At 44.5% G+C, this 22633-nt stretch carries 16 protein-coding genes and 1 tRNA gene; 4 read left to right on the forward strand and 13 right to left on the reverse strand.

Annotated features, from left to right (window positions below):
- Positions 1-60 precede the first annotated feature (60 nt).
- Positions 61-1281, reverse strand: coding sequence for a hypothetical protein (locus ABI430_01240; GenBank protein ID MEO8637508.1), 1221 nt, complete (start codon positions 1279-1281; stop codon positions 61-63).
- A gap of 331 nt (positions 1282-1612) precedes the next feature.
- Here ABI430_01240 and ABI430_01245 point away from each other — a divergent pair, with 331 nt between their 5' ends.
- A complete protein-coding gene (locus ABI430_01245; GenBank protein ID MEO8637509.1) occupies positions 1613-1978 on the forward strand; it encodes a hypothetical protein in 366 nt (121 codons plus the stop codon).
- 85 nt (positions 1979-2063) lie between these two features.
- Here ABI430_01245 and ABI430_01250 read toward each other — a convergent pair whose 3' ends face one another.
- From ABI430_01250 to ABI430_01295, 10 genes are all read right to left on the reverse strand, one after another.
- Positions 2064-2609 carry a histidine phosphatase family protein gene (locus tag ABI430_01250; protein MEO8637510.1) on the reverse strand — a complete coding sequence of 182 codons (546 nt, stop codon included), beginning with the start codon at positions 2607-2609 and terminating at the stop codon, positions 2064-2066.
- Positions 2610-2779: 170 nt separating this feature from the next.
- Positions 2780-3322 (reverse strand): NUDIX domain-containing protein, encoded by a 543-nt coding sequence (locus ABI430_01255; protein ID MEO8637511.1) that lies wholly within the window; start codon positions 3320-3322, stop codon positions 2780-2782.
- A 710-nt stretch (positions 3323-4032) separates the two neighbouring features.
- Positions 4033-4458: a hypothetical protein gene (locus ABI430_01260; protein MEO8637512.1), complete on the reverse strand. Its 426-nt coding sequence runs from the start codon at positions 4456-4458 to the stop codon at positions 4033-4035.
- Positions 4459-4742: 284 nt separating this feature from the next.
- Positions 4743-4817 (reverse strand) — tRNA-Met (locus ABI430_01265).
- Between the two features lie 31 nt (positions 4818-4848).
- A complete protein-coding gene (locus ABI430_01270) occupies positions 4849-5532 on the reverse strand; it encodes a hypothetical protein (GenBank protein ID MEO8637513.1) in 684 nt (227 codons plus the stop codon).
- An 847-nt stretch (positions 5533-6379) separates the two neighbouring features.
- Complete coding sequence (locus tag ABI430_01275; GenBank protein MEO8637514.1) at positions 6380-6721, reverse strand: hypothetical protein; 342 nt, start codon at positions 6719-6721, stop codon at positions 6380-6382.
- Between the two features lie 306 nt (positions 6722-7027).
- Positions 7028-7255, reverse strand: coding sequence for a hypothetical protein (locus tag ABI430_01280; protein MEO8637515.1), 228 nt, complete (start codon positions 7253-7255; stop codon positions 7028-7030).
- Between the two features lie 312 nt (positions 7256-7567).
- On the reverse strand, positions 7568-8029 hold the full coding sequence (locus ABI430_01285) for a hypothetical protein (GenBank protein MEO8637516.1): 462 nt from the start codon (positions 8027-8029) through the stop codon (positions 7568-7570).
- 242 nt (positions 8030-8271) lie between these two features.
- On the reverse strand, positions 8272-16623 hold the full coding sequence (locus tag ABI430_01290; protein MEO8637517.1) for a tail fiber domain-containing protein: 8352 nt from the start codon (positions 16621-16623) through the stop codon (positions 8272-8274).
- 120 nt (positions 16624-16743) lie between these two features.
- Positions 16744-17286 (reverse strand): hypothetical protein, encoded by a 543-nt coding sequence (locus ABI430_01295; protein ID MEO8637518.1) that lies wholly within the window; start codon positions 17284-17286, stop codon positions 16744-16746.
- A 227-nt stretch (positions 17287-17513) separates the two neighbouring features.
- Between ABI430_01295 and ABI430_01300 the strand changes: the two genes are divergently transcribed.
- The 3 genes from ABI430_01300 to rplT all read left to right on the forward strand — a co-directional run bounded on the left by ABI430_01300 (position 17514) and on the right by rplT (position 20334).
- Positions 17514-18923: a L,D-transpeptidase family protein gene (locus tag ABI430_01300; GenBank protein ID MEO8637519.1), complete on the forward strand. Its 1410-nt coding sequence runs from the start codon at positions 17514-17516 to the stop codon at positions 18921-18923.
- Positions 18924-19135: 212 nt separating this feature from the next.
- Positions 19136-19645 (forward strand): translation initiation factor IF-3, encoded by a 510-nt coding sequence (infC, locus tag ABI430_01305; GenBank protein ID MEO8637520.1) that lies wholly within the window; start codon positions 19136-19138, stop codon positions 19643-19645.
- Positions 19646-19989: 344 nt separating this feature from the next.
- On the forward strand, positions 19990-20334 hold the full coding sequence (rplT, locus tag ABI430_01310; protein MEO8637521.1) for a 50S ribosomal protein L20: 345 nt from the start codon (positions 19990-19992) through the stop codon (positions 20332-20334).
- A 161-nt stretch (positions 20335-20495) separates the two neighbouring features.
- Here the strand turns inward: rplT and ABI430_01315 are convergent, their stop codons facing one another.
- Together ABI430_01315 and ABI430_01320 are read right to left on the reverse strand one after the other, a co-directional pair.
- Positions 20496-21050 (reverse strand): YgjP-like metallopeptidase domain-containing protein, encoded by a 555-nt coding sequence (locus ABI430_01315; protein ID MEO8637522.1) that lies wholly within the window; start codon positions 21048-21050, stop codon positions 20496-20498.
- A 172-nt stretch (positions 21051-21222) separates the two neighbouring features.
- Complete coding sequence (locus tag ABI430_01320; protein MEO8637523.1) at positions 21223-22605, reverse strand: MBL fold metallo-hydrolase; 1383 nt, start codon at positions 22603-22605, stop codon at positions 21223-21225.
- Between the last annotated feature and the right edge of the window lie 28 nt (positions 22606-22633).

The raw sequence follows: 22633 nt of genomic DNA on the forward strand, positions 1-22633 counted from the left end.
GCGAACTAGTGGACGAAGCGGGAACTGCTATCCAAACCCACAATGATTATATTTATCTACCTAATTTAGAACAGAAAGCAATGCCTCGAGAGAAGATTTCTCACTAGAAATATTGGGATTTACTGCTCTTAACTCGCGCAGAACTGTATCAATCTTTCCGTCAATAAGAGTCCATTCTTTTGCATCTTTTGGCTTTAATCTCGCCTGCGCGGTGTCCCATTCGTATTCCAAATCTCCTATACGAGTTTTAGCGCCTGACTGATCTCCTACATTCAGCTTGTTAAGTGTATCTTGAGTAATAGTACGAAATAGAGAAAGATCTCCAAGTGATGAAACTGGTTTATTTGACTGCACTGAAGTTCCCACACCCAACACACTTTCTTGTAATTTAGTTTTCTGTATCTGGTATCCTATCCCCCCAAATAAAAGAAAGATAAGACCGACAACAATAGTTTGCCATAAACCACCTTTCTCTTTTATTTCTTCATCATTCTTTGAGGTATTTGTGATGACATCTCTTTTGGTAATGGAAAGATAAGTTACTATTCCTATAATTCCAAGGATAAAAATTGCACTTGTGGCGGTAACACCGAGCCCAAGTCCGCCGTGATTTCTTGTTTGTGAGAGATAGTCGCCAATCGAAGCGCCGAGCGGGCGGGTCATAATGTAAATAATCCAAAATGAGAGAACGGAATTAAGCCTAAAGTTCCAAGCAACCCCCGTAACAGCGATTACTGATGCTACTATGATTCCTGTCATCAAATATCCGAGCGCAAGGCCTTCGGACATTAAATCACCTGAAGCTGTTCCAAGCGCAAATGTAAAAAGAATAGCAAGCCAATAAAATACTTCTCTGCGGGTCGTAAAAATAGAGTGCACAGAAAGTGTTTTCTCCTTAACATACCAGACAATAAAAGTAACACCTAGAAGGACGGAGAAAATTATTGTGCTCGTTTCCAGAGGCACACCGATTCTATCGGTAAGATTGTCAGTTATTAAAGTCCCAAACACACTTACCAGCGCTACGGTAATCCAGTAAATAGTCGGAATATATTTCTTAGATCTAAATTGAAAAATAAACGCAACTATAAGTAAAACACCAGTGATAACAGATGTGCCAGTAAGACCGAGATTAAGATTGACATTGAGAAAGTCAGCGGCGGTTTCACCTATAGTTGTACAGAGTATTTTAATAATCCAGAAATACAAAGTAACTTCTGGAACTTTGTTTAGCATTTTCACTACTAAACTTGAATCTTTGTTTTGATTAAACATATCCATGCGCACAACTATACCACAGTTCAGGTCCACTACACCCGCTTCGCCCTTTGAAGTTTTAACGAAAGAGGGTGGACTTTTCGTGTCTTAAAATAGGGCTAAAAACTTGGCGCGAACTAGCGGACGAAGTGGAAACCAGAATACGAGGGAATGGTGGGGATATTTATATACCTGATTTCTGCAAAAAATTAACTATAGCATAGTATCAGATTTACTTTATTGGTAGCGGCCAGAATACTCCGAGGGCTTCCCGCGGGCATGGACGATCGGCAAACTTTATTATTTAAAAACTAATAGGTGTATAATGAGGTATTATTATTTAACTATTTTTCATATGACAAACGAGAAAAAAGTAGAGTGGATTTTAAGAATTGGTGTCGCCGGTGAATTTTTTGGTCACGGAGTCTTTGCTGTTATGGGAAAAGCTGATTGGATAAAGTGGACAGAACAATTGACTGGGCTTGATACGGCAACAGCTACGACATTTATGCTTGTGGTAGGAATAGTGGATATTTTATTAGCAACTTTAGTACTCATAAAACCAATCAAACCAATTCTGCTGTGGATGACCTTCTGGGGTTTCTGGACTGCTCTTGTGAGGCCACTAGTAGGTTTGCCTATTTGGGATTTCGTAGAGCGTTTTGCAAACTGGGCAGCACCTTTGGCGCTTTATTTCTTTTACAGAAGCAAGAATAAATAAATTACCAAAAACTTGGCGCGGACTAGTGGACAAAGTTGCCTGCCCGTCCGAAGCTTCAGCGAAGGCGGGGGAACTACGATTATGTCTACAACACATACTCCCAGCCTGGTTGCCAAGATTTAGTTTTTCTCCAATCTTCATCCAAAGCTTCCCTCCAAGTTTTACCATTAAGCAATACATCCAATGAAAGTTGGGGTGCTTTGTGGGACACAATCGCAACACTTTTCCCATCATAATTCTTTTTCAAAAACTCGAGAAAATCAGCGACCCGAGTTTTGACATCTTCATAGCTTTCACCATCTGGAAACTTTTTTAAAATACATTCTTCTTCCTGCATAGGCTCTATAATTGAAGAAGAGCCCCCGTTTAGTTTTCCATAGTTGCATTCTCGCAATCTCTCGTCGGGAATAATTGTGTAAACCCCTTCCCAGGCCAGCTTTGCAGATTTAACGGCGCGCTTTAAATCAGAGCAGAAAATTACGTCAAATTTTTTATCTTGAGTCTTTTCTTTCAAATCTATTGATTGTTGTATTCCGAGTGGGGAAAGCTCTACATCAGACCAACCCGACGAAATTTCTTTTTCGTTGTCTATTGAAGTGCCGTGCACGAAATATGTAATCTTCACAGACATATCAAAATAGTATCACAGTTCGAGCACGACACCTGCTTCGCCCTTTGAAGTTTTAACGAAAGAGGGTGAATTTTCTGTGTCCTATTTATTAGCTAAAACCGATGCGCGGACTAGTGGACGAAGTGAGAACTGCTATACAACAGCATAATGGTTATATTTATATACCTAACTTAAGCAGATAGTTTGCCTTTTAATACATCCAAGACCTTACTTATGCCATCTTTACCTCCTGACCATATATTTGGACTTTTATCCATTGAATCTAAAATGTCCTCTGCCATCATCCACTTAATTTCTTGGACTTCACCATCATTAAATTTCAAAGTGGCTATATTGCCCTCAAACCTATAATAGAAAGAATGAGTAAATTCTCTATTGGGATCATGGTCTCTTTTATACACCTCTCCTTGAATTAAATCACCTTGTTCTAATTCTAAGCCGACTTCTTCCATGAGTTCATCCTTTATTGCATCTTCAATGCTCCCCCCACTTTTTATATGACCACCAAATCTTGTATCCCAACAGTTAGGATGTAAATCTTTATCCTTAGAGCGTAAATGAACTAAAAATTCTATTTTATCGTTTATTTTTTTAAATAGGTAAATGTGAACAGTTCTATGCCAAAAACCCGTTGAATGGATAACTGAGCGTAGTTCTCGTTCACCAGTTAAGTCATTGCTTTCGTCTACTAAGTCTAGATATTCGTCTGCCATAATTTTATTATAGCAGTTCCACCGTCCAATAGACCAGCAGAAAAAGTGCCTTCCGTGAGAACTGAAAATGCCATATCAAATATAGATATTATTTAGAAATTTCGCTTTGCGCGGCTCTCGGGTGCTGGTCACAAATATTTTCTCGCCGACGCTCGAAAATTTCGCGACCCCGGCTCACGGTTTTGTCTACTGACAAAACATCGCTCCGCCCGTCAGCACCCAACGTAAGCCGAGTAGTTGGCTTACTTCAGCCGCGCAAGCAAAAAGCCCCATACGGGGCTTTTCCTTGCGCGGCTGATGGGTGCTGACCCCACGGCCTCTCCCGTGCACTTATCCAATATTTTCATAAAGGCGTGGACTATATCTTCACCGTATCCTTCGATAAACTCAAGACTTAGGTGCTCTGGTATCTAGTCTCTACGGTGCCCCTTCTCTTTACTTTTTTTTATAAAGTAAAAATATGGAAGGGTTCCCACGGTATTCGCGTACCCCGATAAAATCAGGGGTTAGCATTCACCGTTATCCCAGAGAGTTTCAATCTGCCGTTTCGACAAAAAGCTGCGTATCCACAGGGGAGTGCTCTACCGTTGAGCTACAGCCGCATTGTATTCTTAACCTCCTTGATTATACATAAAATCACAAAATTTCAAAGAGTCATTTGCCTTAAAAAAAAGGTGCCACCCACGGGCACCTTGTAACTCGAGCCTGTTTCAGAACCGCCAGTTCAAAAGTACCAAACCGGACTGGCTTTCCCTCCGCTCGCCGCCCATCTTGGAGACTGAATAGAGAGCGCGATACTTGAAACCCACATAAGAAATCTTGCTCATTTCGATGAGTTTGAAATTGAAATCGTCCATCACCATCGTTCCCGCAGGATTCTTTTTGGACAGCTCACCCGGGAGACTGTCCCGAAGACTCGGTGGCACAACTGTTTTCACTGGCAGGAGCACCTCAACCACGTGGTTTGTGCGATTTTGCGCCTCTTCCGGATTTGGAATTGGGGCCGGAGGCTGAACCACTTGCTTCACTGTTTTTCTCCGGTATGATTTTTCCGGTGCGTTTTTTTCTTGAGGGACGCTTGCGTCTGCCCCAGCCACCGACAGCAGAGCGCCGACGAGCAGGGATAGTGTTTTCATTTGTTTGACTCGCTTTCGTAGGTTTGTTGATTTCTCTAACAAGTTTTGTACCTGTCCCCCGCACCAAAACAGTTGGTATGAGGGTTGTCCGTGAATCATTTTAGCACTATTCGAAAGTATTGCATTAGTCCAAAAATTTGTGTCGGGGGTGGGATTTGAAACCTACAGTTTCAGTATACCTTTCGTATCGTGCTCGCAAAGCTCCGTGCGATATACTCAAGGTCTTCAAATCCCACCTGCATTGCATGCAGATGCAATGCTCCCTGCCGCCTCACCAAGTTCTGTGTCGGGGGTGGGATTTGAACCCACAGGTCTCCGCTTTATGAATGCGGTGCTTTAACCAGTTTAGCTACCCCGACGTTAGTTCTTAAAATAACATAAGAGGACTCATCATTCAAATAAAGATTCTAGACCTGATAAGGAACCTAAAATTTTGCAATGAATGTCCGCCCCCCTCCTTACTTTTACTCTTAATGTCCCAAAATGTTCATTTTCGTTGGAATATCTTTTTTTACTCTGAGTTTTTATTAGACTTGGCTTTGTAAACTGAGCAGTTGGAATCTTAATCAAATCTGACCAATAGTGCATTACTTCAGCAACTCGTTTTGAATGTATATTATTTATGCTTATCCTTAAAATAAAATCCTGAATAGCTACCTCGTAGAAAGTCTGAAACCATTTAATGATCAATTTAATCATAAAGGGATTGCTATTTGTGAATCCCACTTCATCGTTCCCTCTTTTATATCCCTCTCCCCAATAGAGTGCCAAACCTATAAAAAAGAACTCCTTCTTTGTCAGTTGCCCAATTTCTTTTTTACCTTGCGTTGTCAACTGTTCAACCTTTTTTAATCTTTCAGCCCGTTTTTTTTCTAAAAATTTTAGTATCGCCTTCATTCCGGCTTTCTTTTGTTTTTCTTGAATATAAAGCAATTGTTGCTTTGATAAGACAATGTCTCTGCACCAATATCCGATAGTGCTTTTGCTCACTTTTATCTCTGTTGCGATATCTTGAATACTCAAGCCTTCCCTTCTTAATTTTTGAGCTGCTTCTCTTAGATAAATGTTCGCCATAGATTTGATTGACTATATACAGGTATTGTAACATATGCAACCTGTCTAACAATATTGATTTTAAACCTTTAAAGAGGTATCATACTGAACACTGCGGGGTAGAGAAGCAGTAACTCGCAAGGCTCAATTGGGCTCATAGGAGAGTAATTTCTTATGGATAACTCGTCAAATTCGGTGAAGCCTTCTTCGTAAAATACGAAATGGTAATACCGAGCCAAGCGCAAATTTTGTCCGCTTTAGGCGGTTACAAAATTGGGCGTCCGCCTAAGGCGGGCACTCAATCTTGCAACCACTTGGAGTGGGCAAGATTGGTGAAGGTGTAGAGACTAGACGGCGAGATCCGTTCAATGGAACGGAATAAGGTATAGTCCAGACTCCAAACTCTAATCCGCTTTGCGCGGACGAGATGATGAAAATCATAGTAGTATGCATAACCTTGAGGCGCCCGTGCAATTCGGGCCTCCGCAACAGCAAAAAATAAGACGCTCCTATTGGGGCGTTTTATTTTTGTTGATGTTGCGAGAGGAGCAAGTGAACTGCTTCACTTGCGTCCCGAATTGCAAACCGGAGTCATGTTTTTTCTTAAAAAACAGACGAGGTGGGATCGAGAGTACTTAGACTTTTGGCACACAAGTGACAAAAGACTTAGTAACTCGTGATCAATTCGGGCCTCCGCAACCACGTAAAACAAAAACACTGTCCGTAATGAGGGCGGTGTTTTTGTCACGTGGTTGGTCGCGTGGATGATTGCTTTGCAATCTGCTTTACGCGACAGACCACGTAAAACAAAAACATCGCCCCGCAACGGGCGGTGTTTTTTTGCAAATAAAAAAAGGAGGGGGGTATTTTACCCCTCCCCTCTGCATATTGGTTTTCGCTGAATGATTTGCCAATCCTTTATTTCATCATTCCATACCCATTCATGAAATTCGTAGGAAGAGATGACAGCAGTAGAGAGAATTCTCACTGTATCTTCCCGTTCACAATGAGGCACCGTGACAAATGGAACGGCGGGCGGATTTTTGGGATCTGGTTCGGGCGTATAATACAGACCTACAGAACCTGCCGAGAAACCACATGAGCGGGCCGCCTCAAAAATTCTTTTGAGGACGTCTACCGTCACATTTTCACCTTCATCCGCGTAAATAGATATTGACCAAGAATTCAGCACAACAACAACATGGCTCATAAAAATTCCTCAAAGAACCAATTTCCCCCCTCTAATTTTGCCCTCTGACCAAGCCAGAAACAAAACAGCTCTTCGGGGTGAAGAGCTTCCTTGTTTCTACATTTTCTTGATTCTTGAATCTAGATTCTTGAATCAACCTTATAGACACGAGCAAGATCTCCACCTTGTGTGGAAATAATAATGATACCGATGATAATCCCTATGCTCGTTTTCATTGCCATCTATTATAAATATGGGCAAGAAGTTGTCAATCCTAAACAAAAAAAACCACATGCTTGAAATACTTCAAGTGTGGCTTTGCACTAGTCAGGGAAAATGCCTTTTCCAATTTGGATCGAACTGATTTAGAGCGTCCTCCAAAGCCAGTTCAAGTGCTTCGCAGATATCACTAGATCGGTCCACGCGACCTATCCATCGATATCCAGATCCATCCGCAATCCCAACACAGACTTTAGACTGATGAGCCCTGAAGTCAATGCTGTCCAAATGCAGTTTCAATACCTTCAGTCTGTCTTGTATGTTGTGAGAAATCATACATTTCGCTCCTAGTTTACCTACAGTGTAAAGAACCAATTTCTCCCCGTGACTTTTGTTCCGGCTCTTAGCCAGCGACAAAAAAACTCTTCGGGGTGAAGAGCTTCCTTGTTTCTACATTTTCTTGATTCTTGAATCTAGATTCTTGAATCAACCTTATAGACACGAGCAAAATCTCCACCTTGTGTAAGGAGGCTAAGGAGGAGACCGAGAAGATTGTTGCTCGAAATATTCATTGTCACTATGTTACTTGTAACAAAAAAAATGTCAATCCGCATTTACCTTTCCCGATATGAGAGGTTAGGACGAACCTTATTTTAATTCAAACAAAGAAACTCTTTTTTCGAGTCCAACAAATTCCTTGCGGTCAACTTTAGTTTTCAGAGATTCTTTGATTGTTTTTACATCACTCTTCACGATGGTCATGTCTATTGCTAAATTGCCGATCATTTCCGTATGAGATTTATGAGTTTTAGAATCGTTGCCGAGAATTTCAGAATGTTTAGCGAGAGTTTCAGAATGCTTGTCAAGAGTTTTAGTATGGTTATCGAGAATTTCAGAATGTTTATCAAGAATTTTTGTATGCTTACCAAGAGTTTGCATAATATCAGTATACTGCTCCGCAACGACTTTCACTTTGTCCTGAAAATCTTCCGTAAGCGATCCCACATACCGTCTCATATCTTCATCTGACCTCTTATTTAGAGTATCAATATGTTGCTTTATCTCATCATTATATGGTTTTAAGATTTTTTCAATTTCAGAATTTTTCATGCGTTTTATTATATCCTCACGTATCTTTAATGCAAGATAGCTACCACAGGCAGATTTTTTTGCATTTCCTTTTTTTCTTTTTTTCTCTTTTTCTCTTTTTTTTGATTCTCATTATTTGCATATGACTTATACGGCCGCATAAGTCATATGTATGTAACATTTCTAGAGATAATCTGGCGATAACTACAAGCAGAGCCCGGCTTAGAAAGGAGAGCCCTGCCTAGATTCTCGAAATCTTTTAATTACTGACCGGGCACCGCATCCGAGGACATTTCCGATTCTGGAGGCACATCTACACTTGGAAGAAGAGGTGTTTCTCCTTCCAAATCTTCCGGAGAAGTAGAGGGAATATCCGTTTCTGGTTCCGGCTCTGGCACCCCTAATGTTGACGGAGTAGATGACGAAATGACCGATGTATCATCGGGTGCTTCCGAATCGGAAGAAGGAGTGCTTGAAGCTGTAGAAGTGCTCGTTGGAGACAGGGCTGGAACATGTATCTCCAAAGAAGTGGTGCTTGATGCTGTAGGCGTGGTAGGTAAAGATGGGACGGATATGTCCGAAGGAGACGTTTCTACCGGTATTTCTGGAGCAGTCGTTACCATGCTCTCACACTGTCCTTCGGAAGTTTTCGTTTCTCCGTGCACAATTTTCAAACAGTAAGGGTCACCAGTCGCTTCATCGAAAAGAGTAATGCCCGAAGGTTTCTCCTTGCTTCCAACCTGTATCTCATCCGTCTCCAGTCTTCCGAAGATGCCCAAAGCGGATGTCACTTTTGCCACCACCCACTCCCCCGCCGACTGCACAAGCTCTTGCACAGCGGAAGCAACTCGAGTGATGAATGATGGAGATGATGAAGCAAGGGTATCGGCAGTTGAGGAAGCAATAAGGAGAGCGGTTGAGGAAGCGATGGATGTTATGAATTTTTTATCAGAGGTGAGCTTGGATGCAAGAGTGGAGTCGAGAGTGAGGAGTGAAGACTGGAGGTCGCTCGTAGAACTTGCGATATCGGCAATCTTAGAGTCAAGAGAGCTGAAGTTTTCGTTCACTTTCTTGTCAGTTGCGTCAAGAGCTAGAGCTAGACTAGAAACTGTCTGGAGAGAGGAAGAAAGAGAAGAATTCAAAAGTCCAACGTTCGTCGAAAGTGACTCTGCGGTTGTGGAAGCGAGAGAAGCGAGGGAGGCATTGTGTTCTCCGAGCTCGGCTGTCGAACTTGCGAGCGAGCCGATTTGACCTTGCTGTTCCTGTATAGCTTTGGTAAGGATAGAGGTGAGGTCTTCGTAGCGAACTCCGCGAGGGGTAACTCCATCTGTGTCGGTGAAGACGAGTCGGGGGTCAACTTTGACAACGTCTTCGGCAATGAGACCGACATGTTGGTCGTTGCTTCCAATGTAGCTGAAGGAGACGGGACGGAGAGCATTCACCATGTCGAGAGCGCTTAGGGAGAGCGTGCTGATGTCGTGCTTGAACCGCTCCGATGATGTGGTGCAGGTTTGGGCTCCCGTGTTGACTTGGACTTCATTTTGAGCACTCAAACAGAGAGCTGAACCTGATGTGGTTTCCGCGGTCAGGCCGTCAAAGGCGACGGTGCCGGTGACGGAGAGTTTACGCCAAGGGGAGGTAGTGGCGATGCCAACGTTGCCAGTTGGAAATAGTACATTTCCAGCTGATGTTTGATTTATATCAATGTAAGAAACTGTTCCTGCAGCGTTTCTGACTAGGAATCCACCACTATCAAATGCAAAGGCACCAGAGGTAACCAATTTTCCATTTGCCCCACCTGTGCTCATAAGTTGTGGCCCACCATCAATAAGAAACCCTTGATTGTTAACTGCGGGCATATTGATACTTCCATTCACAGTTAACTTTTGGGTTGGAGTTGTCGTGCCGATGCCGACACTGCCTGTATTTCTTATTACAAAATCAGATGAGGCGGCAAAACCTGTATTATCCATGGTGCCAGTAGTTTGAATTTTGAAACCAACGAAATTTCTTTGGTATCCCAACTGAACTGACCCTTGATCTACCGTAAACTTTGCTAACGCTGCAGTAACTGAACTCCCTCCTGTCCCTTGGATTAAAGCCTGAGGAGTTGATCCTATATTATTTAAATGCAAAAGAGCTGAGGGAGTTGTCGTTCCAATCCCGACGTTACCAGAGGTATCTATTCGCATTCTTTCTCCATTCACTCCTGAAAATATATACCCATTCGCTCCACTTTGATTACCAAAAAATTCCAAATAACCTGTATTTGCTATTCTACTAATATCGTAGGTAAATGTGGGGCCACCACCTCCGTTTCCGACTCTTAATTGCTTTCTGTCAAAGCTGGCATTCGAAAGTGGTCCGATCTCAAGCATGGTCTGTGGATTTGTCGTCCCCACCCCCACATTCCCACTATCCAAAATCGTGAACAAAGGACTGTTGCTGGAATTCGTCGTCTGGAAATTTATGCCTGTGGTCAAACCCGCACCTTTCACGGAAAGTTTCGCGAATGGTGAAGTGGTCCCGATTCCTACATTGCCTCCATTCAATACAACTAATTTAGAATCTGCATACAAATAATCATCACTTGAATTTAAGGCGGCCATCACTAAATTAGCATTGCCTGCAGCATTGAGAGATTGGTACTGTTGCGTGTTTGGTACTCGAATACTTCCTCCGAATAGGACTCTGCCGTCGACTGACGTGGTAATAGTGTTTTGTGGAGTTCCATCTTGAAGAACGAACATCGAAGTGTTGGCTCCAACACCCATAGCTAACCCAGAAGTTCCCGCAAACATAGTAAACGACTTCCCACCCACTCCCGTATTGGTAATCTTAAGGGCTGGAGAGACAGTGCCAGAAATTTCTAAAAGTTGGGTAGGATTGCTTGTTCCAATGCCGACTCTGCCTAAATTATTTATTTTCATCATGGGGCCTGTTGCATTCGCAATGCTCAAAAGATCGCCCCCGTTTCCATTCGACCAGGCACTAAGCATACTTAATGAAGTGAACCCGACAGCGGGAGAGTTGTTAATGCTGATTGCTCCCTTATTTACACTGCCCGGACCAGTATCGATGTTAAGTACGTTTACCCCCGCAGGACCTCCAATCCCCACATTCCCCGATGTCGCCAAAAAGATTGACGATGTCGCGGTCAAGGTTGTTCCGTTCGCCGAGTAGTAAGGAATTTGTCCTGTCGTTCCGCTTCCAACTGCACCACCCAAACAACTCGTGCCGTCGATTGAGAAGCAAGGTGACGTTATTCCTCCCGCAAAAGTTGAAGTGGCATTTGAAGAAGTGGCGGTAAACGAACCCGCAAGAGCATTTGTGCCCAAGTCTGACGAGCCGTTGACGGACAATTTTCTCCACGGTGAAGTGGTGCCAATCCCGACGTTGCCTGTGAAATTAACACGCATGACTTCGGAAGATGAAGTTGCATTATTTGCCGTGTTGAAAGTTAGAGCTCCTGAAATACCACTTGCGCCTCCTACAATTTTGGTGGCAATTATTGAAGCAAGTTCAGTTTGCACGCCGCCAGTATCAAGAAGGCCCCCAAAAGAAATCCTTACACCGCTTCCGAGCGAGGTGGAGTTGTTCGCCAAAATAAGAGGCGTTGTCGGCACTAATGCGACAGAGTTAAATATCGAAACAGTGTCACTGACAACTCCATTTGACGACCCAAAGTTAACAGCTTTGTTTGAATTTGCAGTGTTTGGTGAAGAAATCGAGAAGGTATCCGAGGAATCTCCCACTTGCCGTATCCCAAATGCTCCTAAACCATTAAATCCAAATTGATAGGAAGCATTCGCTGCGTTCGCTCTCTGGAACGCCATATATCCAGTAGCCCCACCGCTTGAGCCAATCCTAAGCCTCATAAGTTCTCCTTGTGCAGCGGTATCAATAGTTTTCCCGATACCCAAACTGCCATTGATATCCGTGAGGAAACTCGGGTTAGTCAAGCCAATCCCTACATTCCCTCCTCCTGTGGCAAATGTTGCGCCCCCCGCAAAAGTCGAGGTCGCCGTTGTTGAAGTGGCATTGAAATATTCTGCAACTACAGGACCGACGACGGAAAGTTTTGCGAAAGGCGAAGTGGTGCCAATGCCGACGTTGCCATTCGATAATATTCTCATCCTTTCTGTGTTGTTGGTTGCAAAAAGCATTGGGTTCGCCCCGTTTGTTTTAAGAATCAGATTATTGGTTGCGGCCACTTGGGCAGTATCAAAGTTACTAAGGCCAAAAATCGTGCCGGAATTTGTCGCTGACCCCTGTAAAATAGACACGCTCGCATTACCACCTCCACTAGAATTATAAAGCGATAGTGCTGAATATCCACCAGCTCCCGCGTTATACACCTCAATGCCTCCGAAACTCGTGTTGTTGGCTTTTATAACAACTGCCGTTCCTGAAAACACAGGACCTCCATAACCGCCTACATCAAGAAGAGCTTGAGGACTCACCGTTCCAATCCCAACTCTCCCATTCTGCGCCAAAAAGATTGACGATGTCGCTGTCAACGTCGTTCCGTTCGCCGCGTAGTAAGGAAACTGTCCCGTCGTTCCGCTTCCAACCGCGCCACCCAAGCAACTCGTGCCGTCGATTGAGAAACATGATGCTCTTATGCCTCCGGCAAAAGTCGAGGTCGCCGTTGTCGAAGTGGCATTGAAATATTCTGCAACTACAGGACCGACGACAGAAAGTTTCGCGAAAGGCGAAGTGGTGCCGATCCCGACGTTGCCATTATTAAGAATAGTGAGGAGTGCTGTTCCATCAATATTTACACGTCCAGTTGAAGATCCTTTAGCAATCTGGAATATACCAGTTCCATCATTGTCACTGTCTATTGCAATTTGCAGGTTGCTCACCGCTGAGATGTTTTGTCCTCCCGTAAATGTTTGGCCCACGCGCATTTTCGATACTCCAGTTTCTAATGATTCAAAATATGCGGACTGCCCAGACATCGAATCAACGACTATGCGTGGACCTCCCAACGAGTCGAACTGTGCTCGTATCTGACCTAGACCTGTATCCAGGGAACGGAAAACAGCAGCGGCACCGCCAGAGAGATTTGTATTGGTAAAGCGAGCAACCCCCCCCGCACCTCCGTCTGCCTCAACGTCCAACTTAAAAGTAGGAGACGTCGTTCCAATCCCCACACTCCCACTATCCAAAATAGTAAACAGCGGACTGTCGCTGGAATTCGTCGTCTGGAAATTTACTCCTGTCGTCAAACCCGCACCTTTCACGGAAAGTTTTGCCAGTGGAGAAGTAGAGCCGATACCAACATTCCCATTCTGCGCCAGAAAGATTGACGAAGTCGCGGTCAACGTCGTTCCGTTCGCCGCGTAGTAAGGAAACTGTCCCGTCGTTCCGCTTCCAACTGCGCCACCCAAACAACTCGTGCCGTCGATTGAGAAACATGAGGCTCTTATGCCTCCAGCAAAAGTTGAAGTGGCATTTGAAGAAGTTGCGGTAAATGAACCCGCAAGAGCGTTCGTGCCCAAGTCTGATGAGCCTTTTACGGAGAGCGTGCGCCATGGAGAAGTGGTCCCGATACCGACGTTGCCATCATTCCTCACTGTAAACAGATTGGTGTTTGCGCTGTTGTCCACGCGAAAGGCGTTGGTTGCCGATGTCGCTCCCGTTCCTCGAATGTGAAGTCGCGCAGAAGGAGCTATGGTGCCAAAACCATGTAATGTCGCGCCACCATTTGCGCCATCAGTATCAAATCCATATACGTATGAGTCACTTGCTGAAATCGCAGTGTTCGATCCAAATACTGCAGATCGAGCGCCGGATACATTAAGAGCCGCTCCAAATCCTATCGAGTCTGCGTTAGAGATAATCGAATTTCTCCCTACGACTACCGCACTTGAGCTACTTGCAGTTGCTTGTGCGCCCGACCCTATGACAACTGATCGAAATCCTCGTGATTGAGCGGCATATCCAACAAGCACTGTATCGGATTCAGCACTAACTGCTGTCGCACCGATAACAATATTTTTAGGCTGGTCAGCTAGAGATTTTACACCATAGCCTATCAATACATTGAAATATGAGTTGCCCGTCGCCACAGTTTCAATATTATTCCCTAACAGTACTGATACTCCTAAACCTGTTCCCGTAATTATATTATTACCGATGACGAGATTATCGTCACCAGGGTGGGAGGGATAAGGTTGATTAGATATTACTATTGAATTATCAACGCTCGAAGCTTGAAGACTCTGTTGACCGACAATACTTAGTTGTTGGGTCGGCGTCGTCGTCCCAATCCCCACATTCCCCGATGTCGCCAAAAAGATTGACGATGTCGCTGTCAACGTCGTGCCGTTCCCCGCGTAGTAAGGAAACTGTCCCGTCGTTCCGCTTCCAACTGCGCCACCCAAACAACTCGTGCCGTCGATTGAGAAACAAGGTGACGTTATTCCTCCCGCAAACGTCGAGGTCGCCGTTGTCGAAGTGGCATTAAAATATTCTGCAACAACTGCACCGACTACAGAAAGTTTGGCGAAAGGTGAGGTGGTGCCAATGCCAACATTGCCCGCATTGTAAAATATGTTTGAGCCGGAAGTCGTCCACTGGCTTCCAATAAAGGGCGAACCGTTCTGGAGAAATGTTCCATTGAAGTTGAGATTTCCTCCGACGGACAGATTGCCTGCGAATGTTGAAGTGGCAGCTGTAGAGGTCGCCGTCAAGTATGCAACGGTCGGAGAAGACGAAGCTAAGAGCGCTCCTGTGCCTCCGCTTGAAAACAGCCAACCCTGTCCGAATGAAGTCGCGCCGGTGCCACCGTTAGCAATACCGAGAGTTCCGGAGACGCTAGCGAGATTCGAGGTAATGTTCAGCGATGAAGTCGCTACAAGGTCATATCCTCCGGATGCATTTCCAAGAAGAAGCTGTCCGAGTGAGGGAGGAGTAGAAGTTCCAGTGCCTCCATAGAGCACTCCGATTGATGTGGTGGCAGAGACTGTGCCGTTATTGGCTTGAAGAGGTCCGTTCAATGCATCAATGGAGAGTCCTCCGTTCATTGTTTGCAGAGCAGTGAAGGTGTTGGCCGTGTACGTCTTGGGAATAGTAGTTGAGCCGTTCACGAAAGAATTGACGAGAGTATTGGAAAAGAAAAGATTGGTGGAACCTTGGACGAGATTGTCAGAATTAATGTTGAGAGAAGAAGTTGCAACAGCTCCCACGAGACCGTTCGTGCCAAAGAGAAGTCCGTTCAATGTGTCCAAGGTAGTATTCCCTGTTACGGCAAAGTCTCCACCGATGGTCTGGCCACCTGTCACAAGAGAGCCGAAGCGAGCAGTGCCATCTACATCAAGGTCAAATTGGGGAGTAGTGGTGCCAATGCCTACGCGGTGGTTCACTGAATCAATGAAGAGCGTATCGGTGTCGAAGGTGGAATTTCCTGCAAAGGTGGATGTTCCGTTGATAGTGAGCTCGCTTCCGGAAAAAGTGGAGTTGGTGATGGTGGCTCCGGTGATTGTGGGATTGGTGAAGGTGCCATTGTTTGAATTTGAATTTGAGTCAGAGCTTGAGTTTGATCGTCTGATACTGTCAAAAATTCGGTCGGTCTGGAGGGATTCGTGGAGAGCAAGACCGTAGAGTTGGTTCTGGAGATTCGTGAAAAGAGCGTCGACGTAGGATTGTGGGACACCTTGCGTAGTGTAGGTGGTGTAGTAGGTAGGGTTTTGGGTGATGTTTGTGGTAGACGGGTTGTTCTGAAAAAGAGAAAAGAGAGGAGAAGGCGTGGGGGAAGAGATGGGCGCAGGCGTGATTTGCACGGTTGGTTTCGGACAATATGCAGGTGTGGCTCCGGGCATGAAGGGGTCGACGAAACATCGAAGTTTCTGCCACCAGTTCAACAGGGTGAGCGAGAGAGAGTCGGTAACTGTAGCGACAGAGTTTGTGACTGAAGCTACGGAGTTCGTGATTGTAGTAATGGAGACATTGGGCTCGCTCTTTTTGGGACAATAGGAGGGAGTGGCCCAGGGAACAAAGGGGTCAATGACGCATCGAAACTTCTGCCACCAGGATAAGCGTGCGGGTTGTGAAGCGGTGTCGGAAAGTGAGATGTCTGCGAGAGCAAGAGGGACAGATGCGAGTGAAGCGTCTGCAAGGGGAAGAGATGCGAGTGAAGAATCGGCAGGAATGTCTTCGGAGAGGACGGTGGAGTTAATTTTTTCTCTCGGATTGTCGAAAGTGCTCACGAAGCTTGCGACAGGAGCTGTTTCGATGATTGCGAGGTGGGAGAGAGTAGTGAATTGATTTTGAAGAGAGACGTAGAGCGCGTTGAGATAGGTTGCGTAAGACTCGGTGACTTCTTCAAGATTGAATTGGGGAACGTAGATTGGGTTTTGGGTGATGGGAGGAGAGGAGAGCGAGAGAGATTGCGGGGAGAGGGCCGCGTCCGCAACGGACGCGGCATAATTACCTTCCCCATTCGCTACATGAATGCCAAGAGGAGAAGGAAGAGCGGTGAGAACACTTGTTAGGTATCCTTCTTGGAGAGAGTAAGAGAAGAGAGAAATACAACAGGTGGCTCCGAATACTAAAAAAGAAAAAATAGTTGAAAAACCCCCGGCCGTATTTTGTAATCGCCTTCGCATAAGCCATATTTTATCATAGAAGCATTGGCAATACTTAAAAAAAAGTGGGGATAAACTAGGGTCGTCGATTCTTGCAAAAAAAATCCCGTCCACAACAAAGTCGTGGACGGAGATGGGGAATCACCAGTTCCAAAATATTGGATGCCGATGCCCAAAAGATTTGAGCTCCGGTGGCTTCACAGCATAGTCCAGCTTGCAGACTAAGCAGGTGTAATGAAAATGGCACTGGTGCACTATTTTCCCCGGATCCTCACTTTCTCTTTTGGGAAAATCATCCCACCAGCCGGGACGACTAGCCGAGTGTCTTTTAAATTTCCAGGGAGGAACTTCTCGCCAATAGTTCCTCCGAACAAACCATCCCCCAAAAAGATTTCTTTTCTTTTTGACCGAACCATCCTTTTGTGTAACTTCCCTGATTGAACAGCGGGGACAACGGCGATGAGCTCGGCGCACTATCCGAAATCCCACAACGCACGCCACGACGAGAACCGGAAAAACAGTCCAGAAAGCGCGGTACTTCCACGCAAAAATGAGCGAGATAAGCGTCACGAGAACAGCAGTCGTCTCCCATGCGATAAAAAGCCACCTTTTCAGGGACTCGATTTCTGATTTTGTGCGGTGAACATCTCGTACATGAGCCAATCCGTTTCCAAAAATTTTCATACGTTCCTTGTCTTTTCATTCGGTCAGAAGTTGCGGTTAAGAGTAAAAGTCTGGAAAAACAATTTCCAATTCAGATTCTAACATATTTACTCGATTCTCAATAACGAAATGCCGAGACTTGTCCTAAAGTAGCCATATTTCTCCAGTGTATGCTATGATTTAAAAAAGTTTGCATTTTTTTACTATATAGCTTTTAGAAAGTCCGCATTTTCATAAACTTGAGACACGTGACCGCCCATACCGCGACAAAATATCATCCTCACGTAAAACTGATTTTCATCGGCAGTTTTCTTTTTCTTGTTTTCGCTTCCGCGGCTGCGATGGGCTTCAATACGAAGTTAAAATATGGCCAAGGCAGAAATGCATCCACTCTCCTTTACGCTCTCGATAGATATACAGAAAACTCGGAACTCTTGCAGGGAAAAATCCAGGCGGAAAAATATTTAAAAACAAGAACAATCGCCGATGATACGATTGAAGCCCATATACCATCGGTGGGAAAATTTATTTCGGCTGACCTCGACCACATGGAGCTCGCGCTCTACGAAAATCATCTGCTCTTGAAAAAGTACCCCATTATCGCCAAAGGAAAGCCGGGCTCATTTTGGGAAACTCCGAGCGGAGACTATCAGATTCTTGCCAAAGTGGGAACACACTTCTCATCGGTGGGAGAGGTGTACATGCCGTGGAGCATGCAGTTCAACGGCAATTTTTTCATCCATGGCTGGCCCTACTATCCCGACGGAAGAGATGTTGCGCTTGGATATTCAGGAGGATGCATTCGCATGAAAACAGATGACGCCAAAGAAATTTACGAATTTTCAAAAACAAGCACTCCCATTTTCGTCTACGAAAAAAGCGACGAGATGGCAGAAACTCGCGCACTGTTTTCTTTGAAGAATATTCCTCCCCCGGAGATTTCAGCCCAAGCCTACATCGTCGCCGATGTGAACACGGGAGAGGTTTTTCTTGACAAGAACATCGACACTCCCATGCCCATCGCCTCTTTGACCAAACTCATGACGGCAATCGTAGCCAATGAAGTAATCATGTTCGACCGAAAAATCACTATCACTCCGGAAGTTGTCGAAACACTGGGTGAAAGCGGAAACCTGAAGGCGGGAGAAGTGATGACCGCAAACGACGTCCTCTATCCCCTTTTGATGGAATCATCGAACGACGCCGCACGGGCGTTTTCAGCATACTATGGCGAAAGCAGTTTTATTTCGCACATGAACAAAAAAGCCAAGGCGATTGGAATGAAAAACACCACCTACGCGGACTCGTCTGGAATCTTGAGTGGCAATACTTCCACCGTGTATGACCTCTACATCCTCTCCAAATATCTGAAAAATAATAAATCATTCATACTCAACATCACCCGCCTCCCGACGAAAAAAATCACATCGTCTTTCCAAGTGCACAACTTCGGCAATTTCAATGTATTTTCAGCAGAGAAAAATTTCCTCGGAGGGAAAACCGGTTACACCAGAGCGGCCAACGGAACGATGATTTCGCTTTTCGAAATTCCCATCGGCAACGAAAAAAGGAATATTGCTTTCATCGTTCTCTCATCCCAAAATCAGGAAAAGGACGTGCGCGCACTTCTTACGTGGTTTGAAGAAGCGGCAAGCTGACAAAATTCTGATTTTGTCTCCCGCGGAGGCGGGGATCCAGATTAATCTACTACCCCGCCTCAATCGGACGAGGTAAGTTAAGAATCTACAAATAAATGGAGAAAAGTCCTATTCGTTGCATTCGCTGACTTATTCGTATATTCGCATCGTGTAGTGCTTGAACAATCAAGAAAATCATGCTAGTGTGTATTTTCCACTAACTACACGCCATATTGAACACACGAACCAGAATCAATCATCAAATCAGGGCCGCGGAGCTCCGCGTCATCGGGAGCGAGGGCGAAAACCTTGGAGTTATTTCGCTTCAAGAGGCCCTCAAGAAAGCGGACGAAGTCGGGCTCGATCTTATTGAAATATCGCCGAATGCCACTCCGCCAGTTGCAAAAATCATGGATTATGGTAAATTCCAGTATACCGAGAACAAGAAATTAAAAGTGGCCCGTGCCAAGTCCCCCTCCGTAGAAACCAAGACAATTCAGGTAAAAATTGGCACAGGAGAGCACGATTTAGAGCTCAAAGCCAAGAAAGCCGGAGAATGGCTCAAGGAGGGCCATAGGGTAAAAATCGATCTTTTTTTAATTGGTAGAAGCAAATACATGGATTTCCAATTCTTGAAAGAGAGAATGGGGAGAGTGCTGAAATTGATTACCGAAGAATATAAAATTGCCGACTCGCCGAAGAAAAGCCCGAAAGGATTGTCGGTAGTTATTGAGAAAGCATAAAATCAGCTGTTAGCTATTAGGTGTTAGCTTTTAGGAAAGAATCTTAAAGCTGACAGCTAATAGCTTACAGCTAATAGCTATTTATGAAGACAAACAAATCCTATTCAAAGCGCCTCAAGGTAAGCAAGAACGGAAAAATCCGCGCTCGAAAGCCAGGCCAAAACCATTTTAATGCAAAGGAAAGCGGACGAAGTCAGCTTCGCAAAAGCCGCACAATACCTTTTGTAATGACCGGCAAGTCGAGATCCCGATTCATAAGTCAGCTATAAGCTTTTAGCTATTAGCTTTTAGCTTTTTTAATTAAAGCTGAAAACTAATAGCTAGTAGCTAACAGCTAATCCACCATGACCCGCGTAAAAAAAGGCACGAATGCCTTAAAAACCAGAAAAAATGTCCTTAGAAAAACCAAAGGCTACCGCTTTGGAAGAAGCACTAAGGAGAGACAGGCTCAGGAAGCTATTTTTCATGCCGGCTCCTATGCCTTTGCCCACCGAAAAGATAAAAAAGGAGATGCTCGAAGACTCTGGACAGTAAGAATCAACGCCGCCTTAGCAAAAGAAGGTCTCTCATACAGCAAGTTTATGGGAGCGCTCAAAAAGAAAAATATCGCAATTGATAGAAAAATTCTCTCGGGACTCGCGGAGAAAAACCCGGAGACATTCACGAGACTCGTGAAGCAGGTCGTCTAAGAAGAATTTCGAATTTGGATTACAGATTATGGAATAAGAAAGATGCAAAAAATCGCTCGTAATCTCGAGCGGTTTTTTGTATTCGGACAATACACTAATAATGACAATATACTAATAATCCAAATCTATTCTCTTATTCTCACGATAGGAGAACAGACCGGTTACATATTTCTTGCAAGCCGAAGTGTTTTCCGCAGTTTTTTATAATCGGGACAGGCAAGGACGACTAAGTCCCAGAATTTTTGCGAGTGGTTAAGCTCGAGAAGATGGCAGAGTTCATGGACGACGAGATAGTCGGCGAGATTCGGCGGCAAAAAAACAATTTTATAATTAAAATGTAAATTCCCGTTCTTTGAACAGCTTCCCCATCTGGACTTTTGATTTCTCACTCGCACATTTTTCCAGGCAAATCTGCCATCGTAAAAAGCCCTGTTAAAAAATTCAAGTCTTTCTTGGACAAGTGTCCCGGCAGTGCCCTTGTGCCAGTTATAGTCGCTCAAACTGCTTTTCGGAAATTTCAACGCTCCTTCATATTTCTTTTCCCTCTTCCGAAATTTTTCGAGGGTTTCATCTATCCAATCTTTTTTTTCCTCCGCAAATATCCTTGCTCTTTCCTCTAGAAACCCTAGTGGCATCTTGACCACAACCTCCTCGCTCGAGCCGATGCAAATAGAAACTCTCCGCACCCTCGCGCTTTTTTTAAAAATTAAATTCATCTTCAGTTAGTTCTTGCCTATATTCAGAAATATATGCATCCTCAATTTTATTATCACAAATATGTATTTGCGAATAAAATTGGGAGCTGTTCGCTATTTGGTGTTGGCTGTTAGGGATTCATTTCTGAATTTTGAGTCCCGAAGCTAAAAGCTAACAACTAGCAGCTAAAAGCTATTCCAGTTCATACTTTATTCCTTTTTCAGGAAAGATCGCGTTGACTCCGACATAATCCCGCAGACGTTGAACGAGAAAAAGAGACGACTTCGGCTCTCCCATCACAACGAAAACCTCTTTGAGGTTGTCTCGAGTTTTCTCCACAAATTCGATGAGGTGGTCAGAATCCTTGTGCGCAGAATATCCGCTTACCCGCTCAATGGTCGCACGTACGGGGATTCTCTCGCCTCCAATCACTATTTCTTTCGCGCCATCCTGGATTGCTCGACCCAAACTTCCCGCGACCTGATACCCGATTAAAAGAAGGGTGCTTTTTGGATCGCTCAAATAATGTCTTTCATGACTCACTACTCTCCCTCCCACTGACATCCCCGACCCGGCAATAATGATTTTTGGATTCGCGACTTTAGCAATCTCGTCATGGTCGCGGGCAGAGACGCTGAATTTCAATTTTGGAAAATTAAAAATATTGTCTCCGCCTTTTATTTCTTCCTGCACAGTTTGATTAAAATGCTCCGTCCCCTTTCTGTAAATATCCGTGACAGCAATTGCGAGTGGCGAATCGAGAAAAACCGGCACCGAAGAAATCTTGCCTTCCTCCACCAAATTATTGATTTCATACAGAATTACTTGGGAACGTTCCAGAGAAAAAGCAGGAATTACCAAAGTTCCCCCTCGCGCTATTGCATCGGAAATAATCTCCCTCAACCGGCTTCGCCTCTCGTCCAAGGGCTCATGATTGCGGTCGCCATAAACTGAATCCATCACCAAATAGTTTGCATCAGTCAGTTCTTCGGTATCCTTCAACAATGGCGAGGGAGAATTGCCCAAGTCGCCGGTGAAGACAAGTTTTCTCCATTCATTGCTCTCGTTGGAAGTTTTAAACGAAAATTCAACCATGGAAGAACCCAAAACATGCCCAGCGTCTTTCAAATAAAATGAGAGACCGGGAATTATTTCCGTCTTTGTGTGATACGGAATTACATTCCAGAGGGAGAGCGCGTGGGTAATATCTTCTTCAGTATAAAGAACCTCTGTATTTCTTTGTTCCGCCTCTTTTTGAAGAAGGCGCAAAGCGTCGGGAAACATCACTTCGGAAAGACTCTTCGTCTCGGGAGTAGAATAAATTACACCTGTAAATCCATCACGGACGAGCTTCGGAATTTTCCCTATGTGATCCATGTGAGCATGAGTGACAAAAAGATACTGAATGGAAGACGGGTCGTAGGGAAACGGTTTTGCGTTTTGGTCCTCGGAAAATTTATCCCCTTGAAGAAGCCCGCAATCAACGAGTATCCGCAGATTTTCAAACTCAAACAGAAAATTCGAGCCCGTCACTGTGCCAACGCCGGAGTAAAATGTGATGGAAGGATTATTCATTTGCATTTAACATGTGACCGTTGACATG

This window comes from Candidatus Taylorbacteria bacterium (assembly GCA_039934295.1).
Lineage (GTDB): Bacteria > Patescibacteriota > Minisyncoccia > Phycocordibacterales > HO2-43-120 > HO2-43-120.

What these genes read in the sequence shown, in the direction of transcription:
- ABI430_01295 (MEO8637518.1), bottom strand. Translation starts at nt 17,286, where the DNA reads ATGAAAATTTTTGGAAACGGATTGGCTCATGTACGAGATGTTCACCGC.
- ABI430_01315 (MEO8637522.1), bottom strand. Translation starts at nt 21,050, where the DNA reads ATGAATTTAATTTTTAAAAAAAGCGCGAGGGTGCGGAGAGTTTCTATT.
- ABI430_01320 (MEO8637523.1), bottom strand. Translation starts at nt 22,605, where the DNA reads ATGAATAATCCTTCCATCACATTTTACTCCGGCGTTGGCACAGTGACG.
- rplT (MEO8637521.1), top strand. Translation starts at nt 19,990, where the DNA reads ATGACCCGCGTAAAAAAAGGCACGAATGCCTTAAAAACCAGAAAAAAT.
- ABI430_01240 (MEO8637508.1), bottom strand. Translation starts at nt 1,281, where the DNA reads ATGGATATGTTTAATCAAAACAAAGATTCAAGTTTAGTAGTGAAAATG.
- ABI430_01275 (MEO8637514.1), bottom strand. Translation starts at nt 6,721, where the DNA reads ATGAGCCATGTTGTTGTTGTGCTGAATTCTTGGTCAATATCTATTTAC.
- ABI430_01250 (MEO8637510.1), bottom strand. Translation starts at nt 2,609, where the DNA reads ATGTCTGTGAAGATTACATATTTCGTGCACGGCACTTCAATAGACAAC.
- ABI430_01280 (MEO8637515.1), bottom strand. Translation starts at nt 7,255, where the DNA reads ATGATTTCTCACAACATACAAGACAGACTGAAGGTATTGAAACTGCAT.
- ABI430_01290 (MEO8637517.1), bottom strand. Translation starts at nt 16,623, where the DNA reads ATGCGAAGGCGATTACAAAATACGGCCGGGGGTTTTTCAACTATTTTT.
- ABI430_01245 (MEO8637509.1), top strand. Translation starts at nt 1,613, where the DNA reads ATGACAAACGAGAAAAAAGTAGAGTGGATTTTAAGAATTGGTGTCGCC.
- ABI430_01270 (MEO8637513.1), bottom strand. Translation starts at nt 5,532, where the DNA reads ATGGCGAACATTTATCTAAGAGAAGCAGCTCAAAAATTAAGAAGGGAA.
- ABI430_01255 (MEO8637511.1), bottom strand. Translation starts at nt 3,322, where the DNA reads ATGGCAGACGAATATCTAGACTTAGTAGACGAAAGCAATGACTTAACT.
- ABI430_01285 (MEO8637516.1), bottom strand. Translation starts at nt 8,029, where the DNA reads ATGAAAAATTCTGAAATTGAAAAAATCTTAAAACCATATAATGATGAG.
- ABI430_01260 (MEO8637512.1), bottom strand. Translation starts at nt 4,458, where the DNA reads ATGAAAACACTATCCCTGCTCGTCGGCGCTCTGCTGTCGGTGGCTGGG.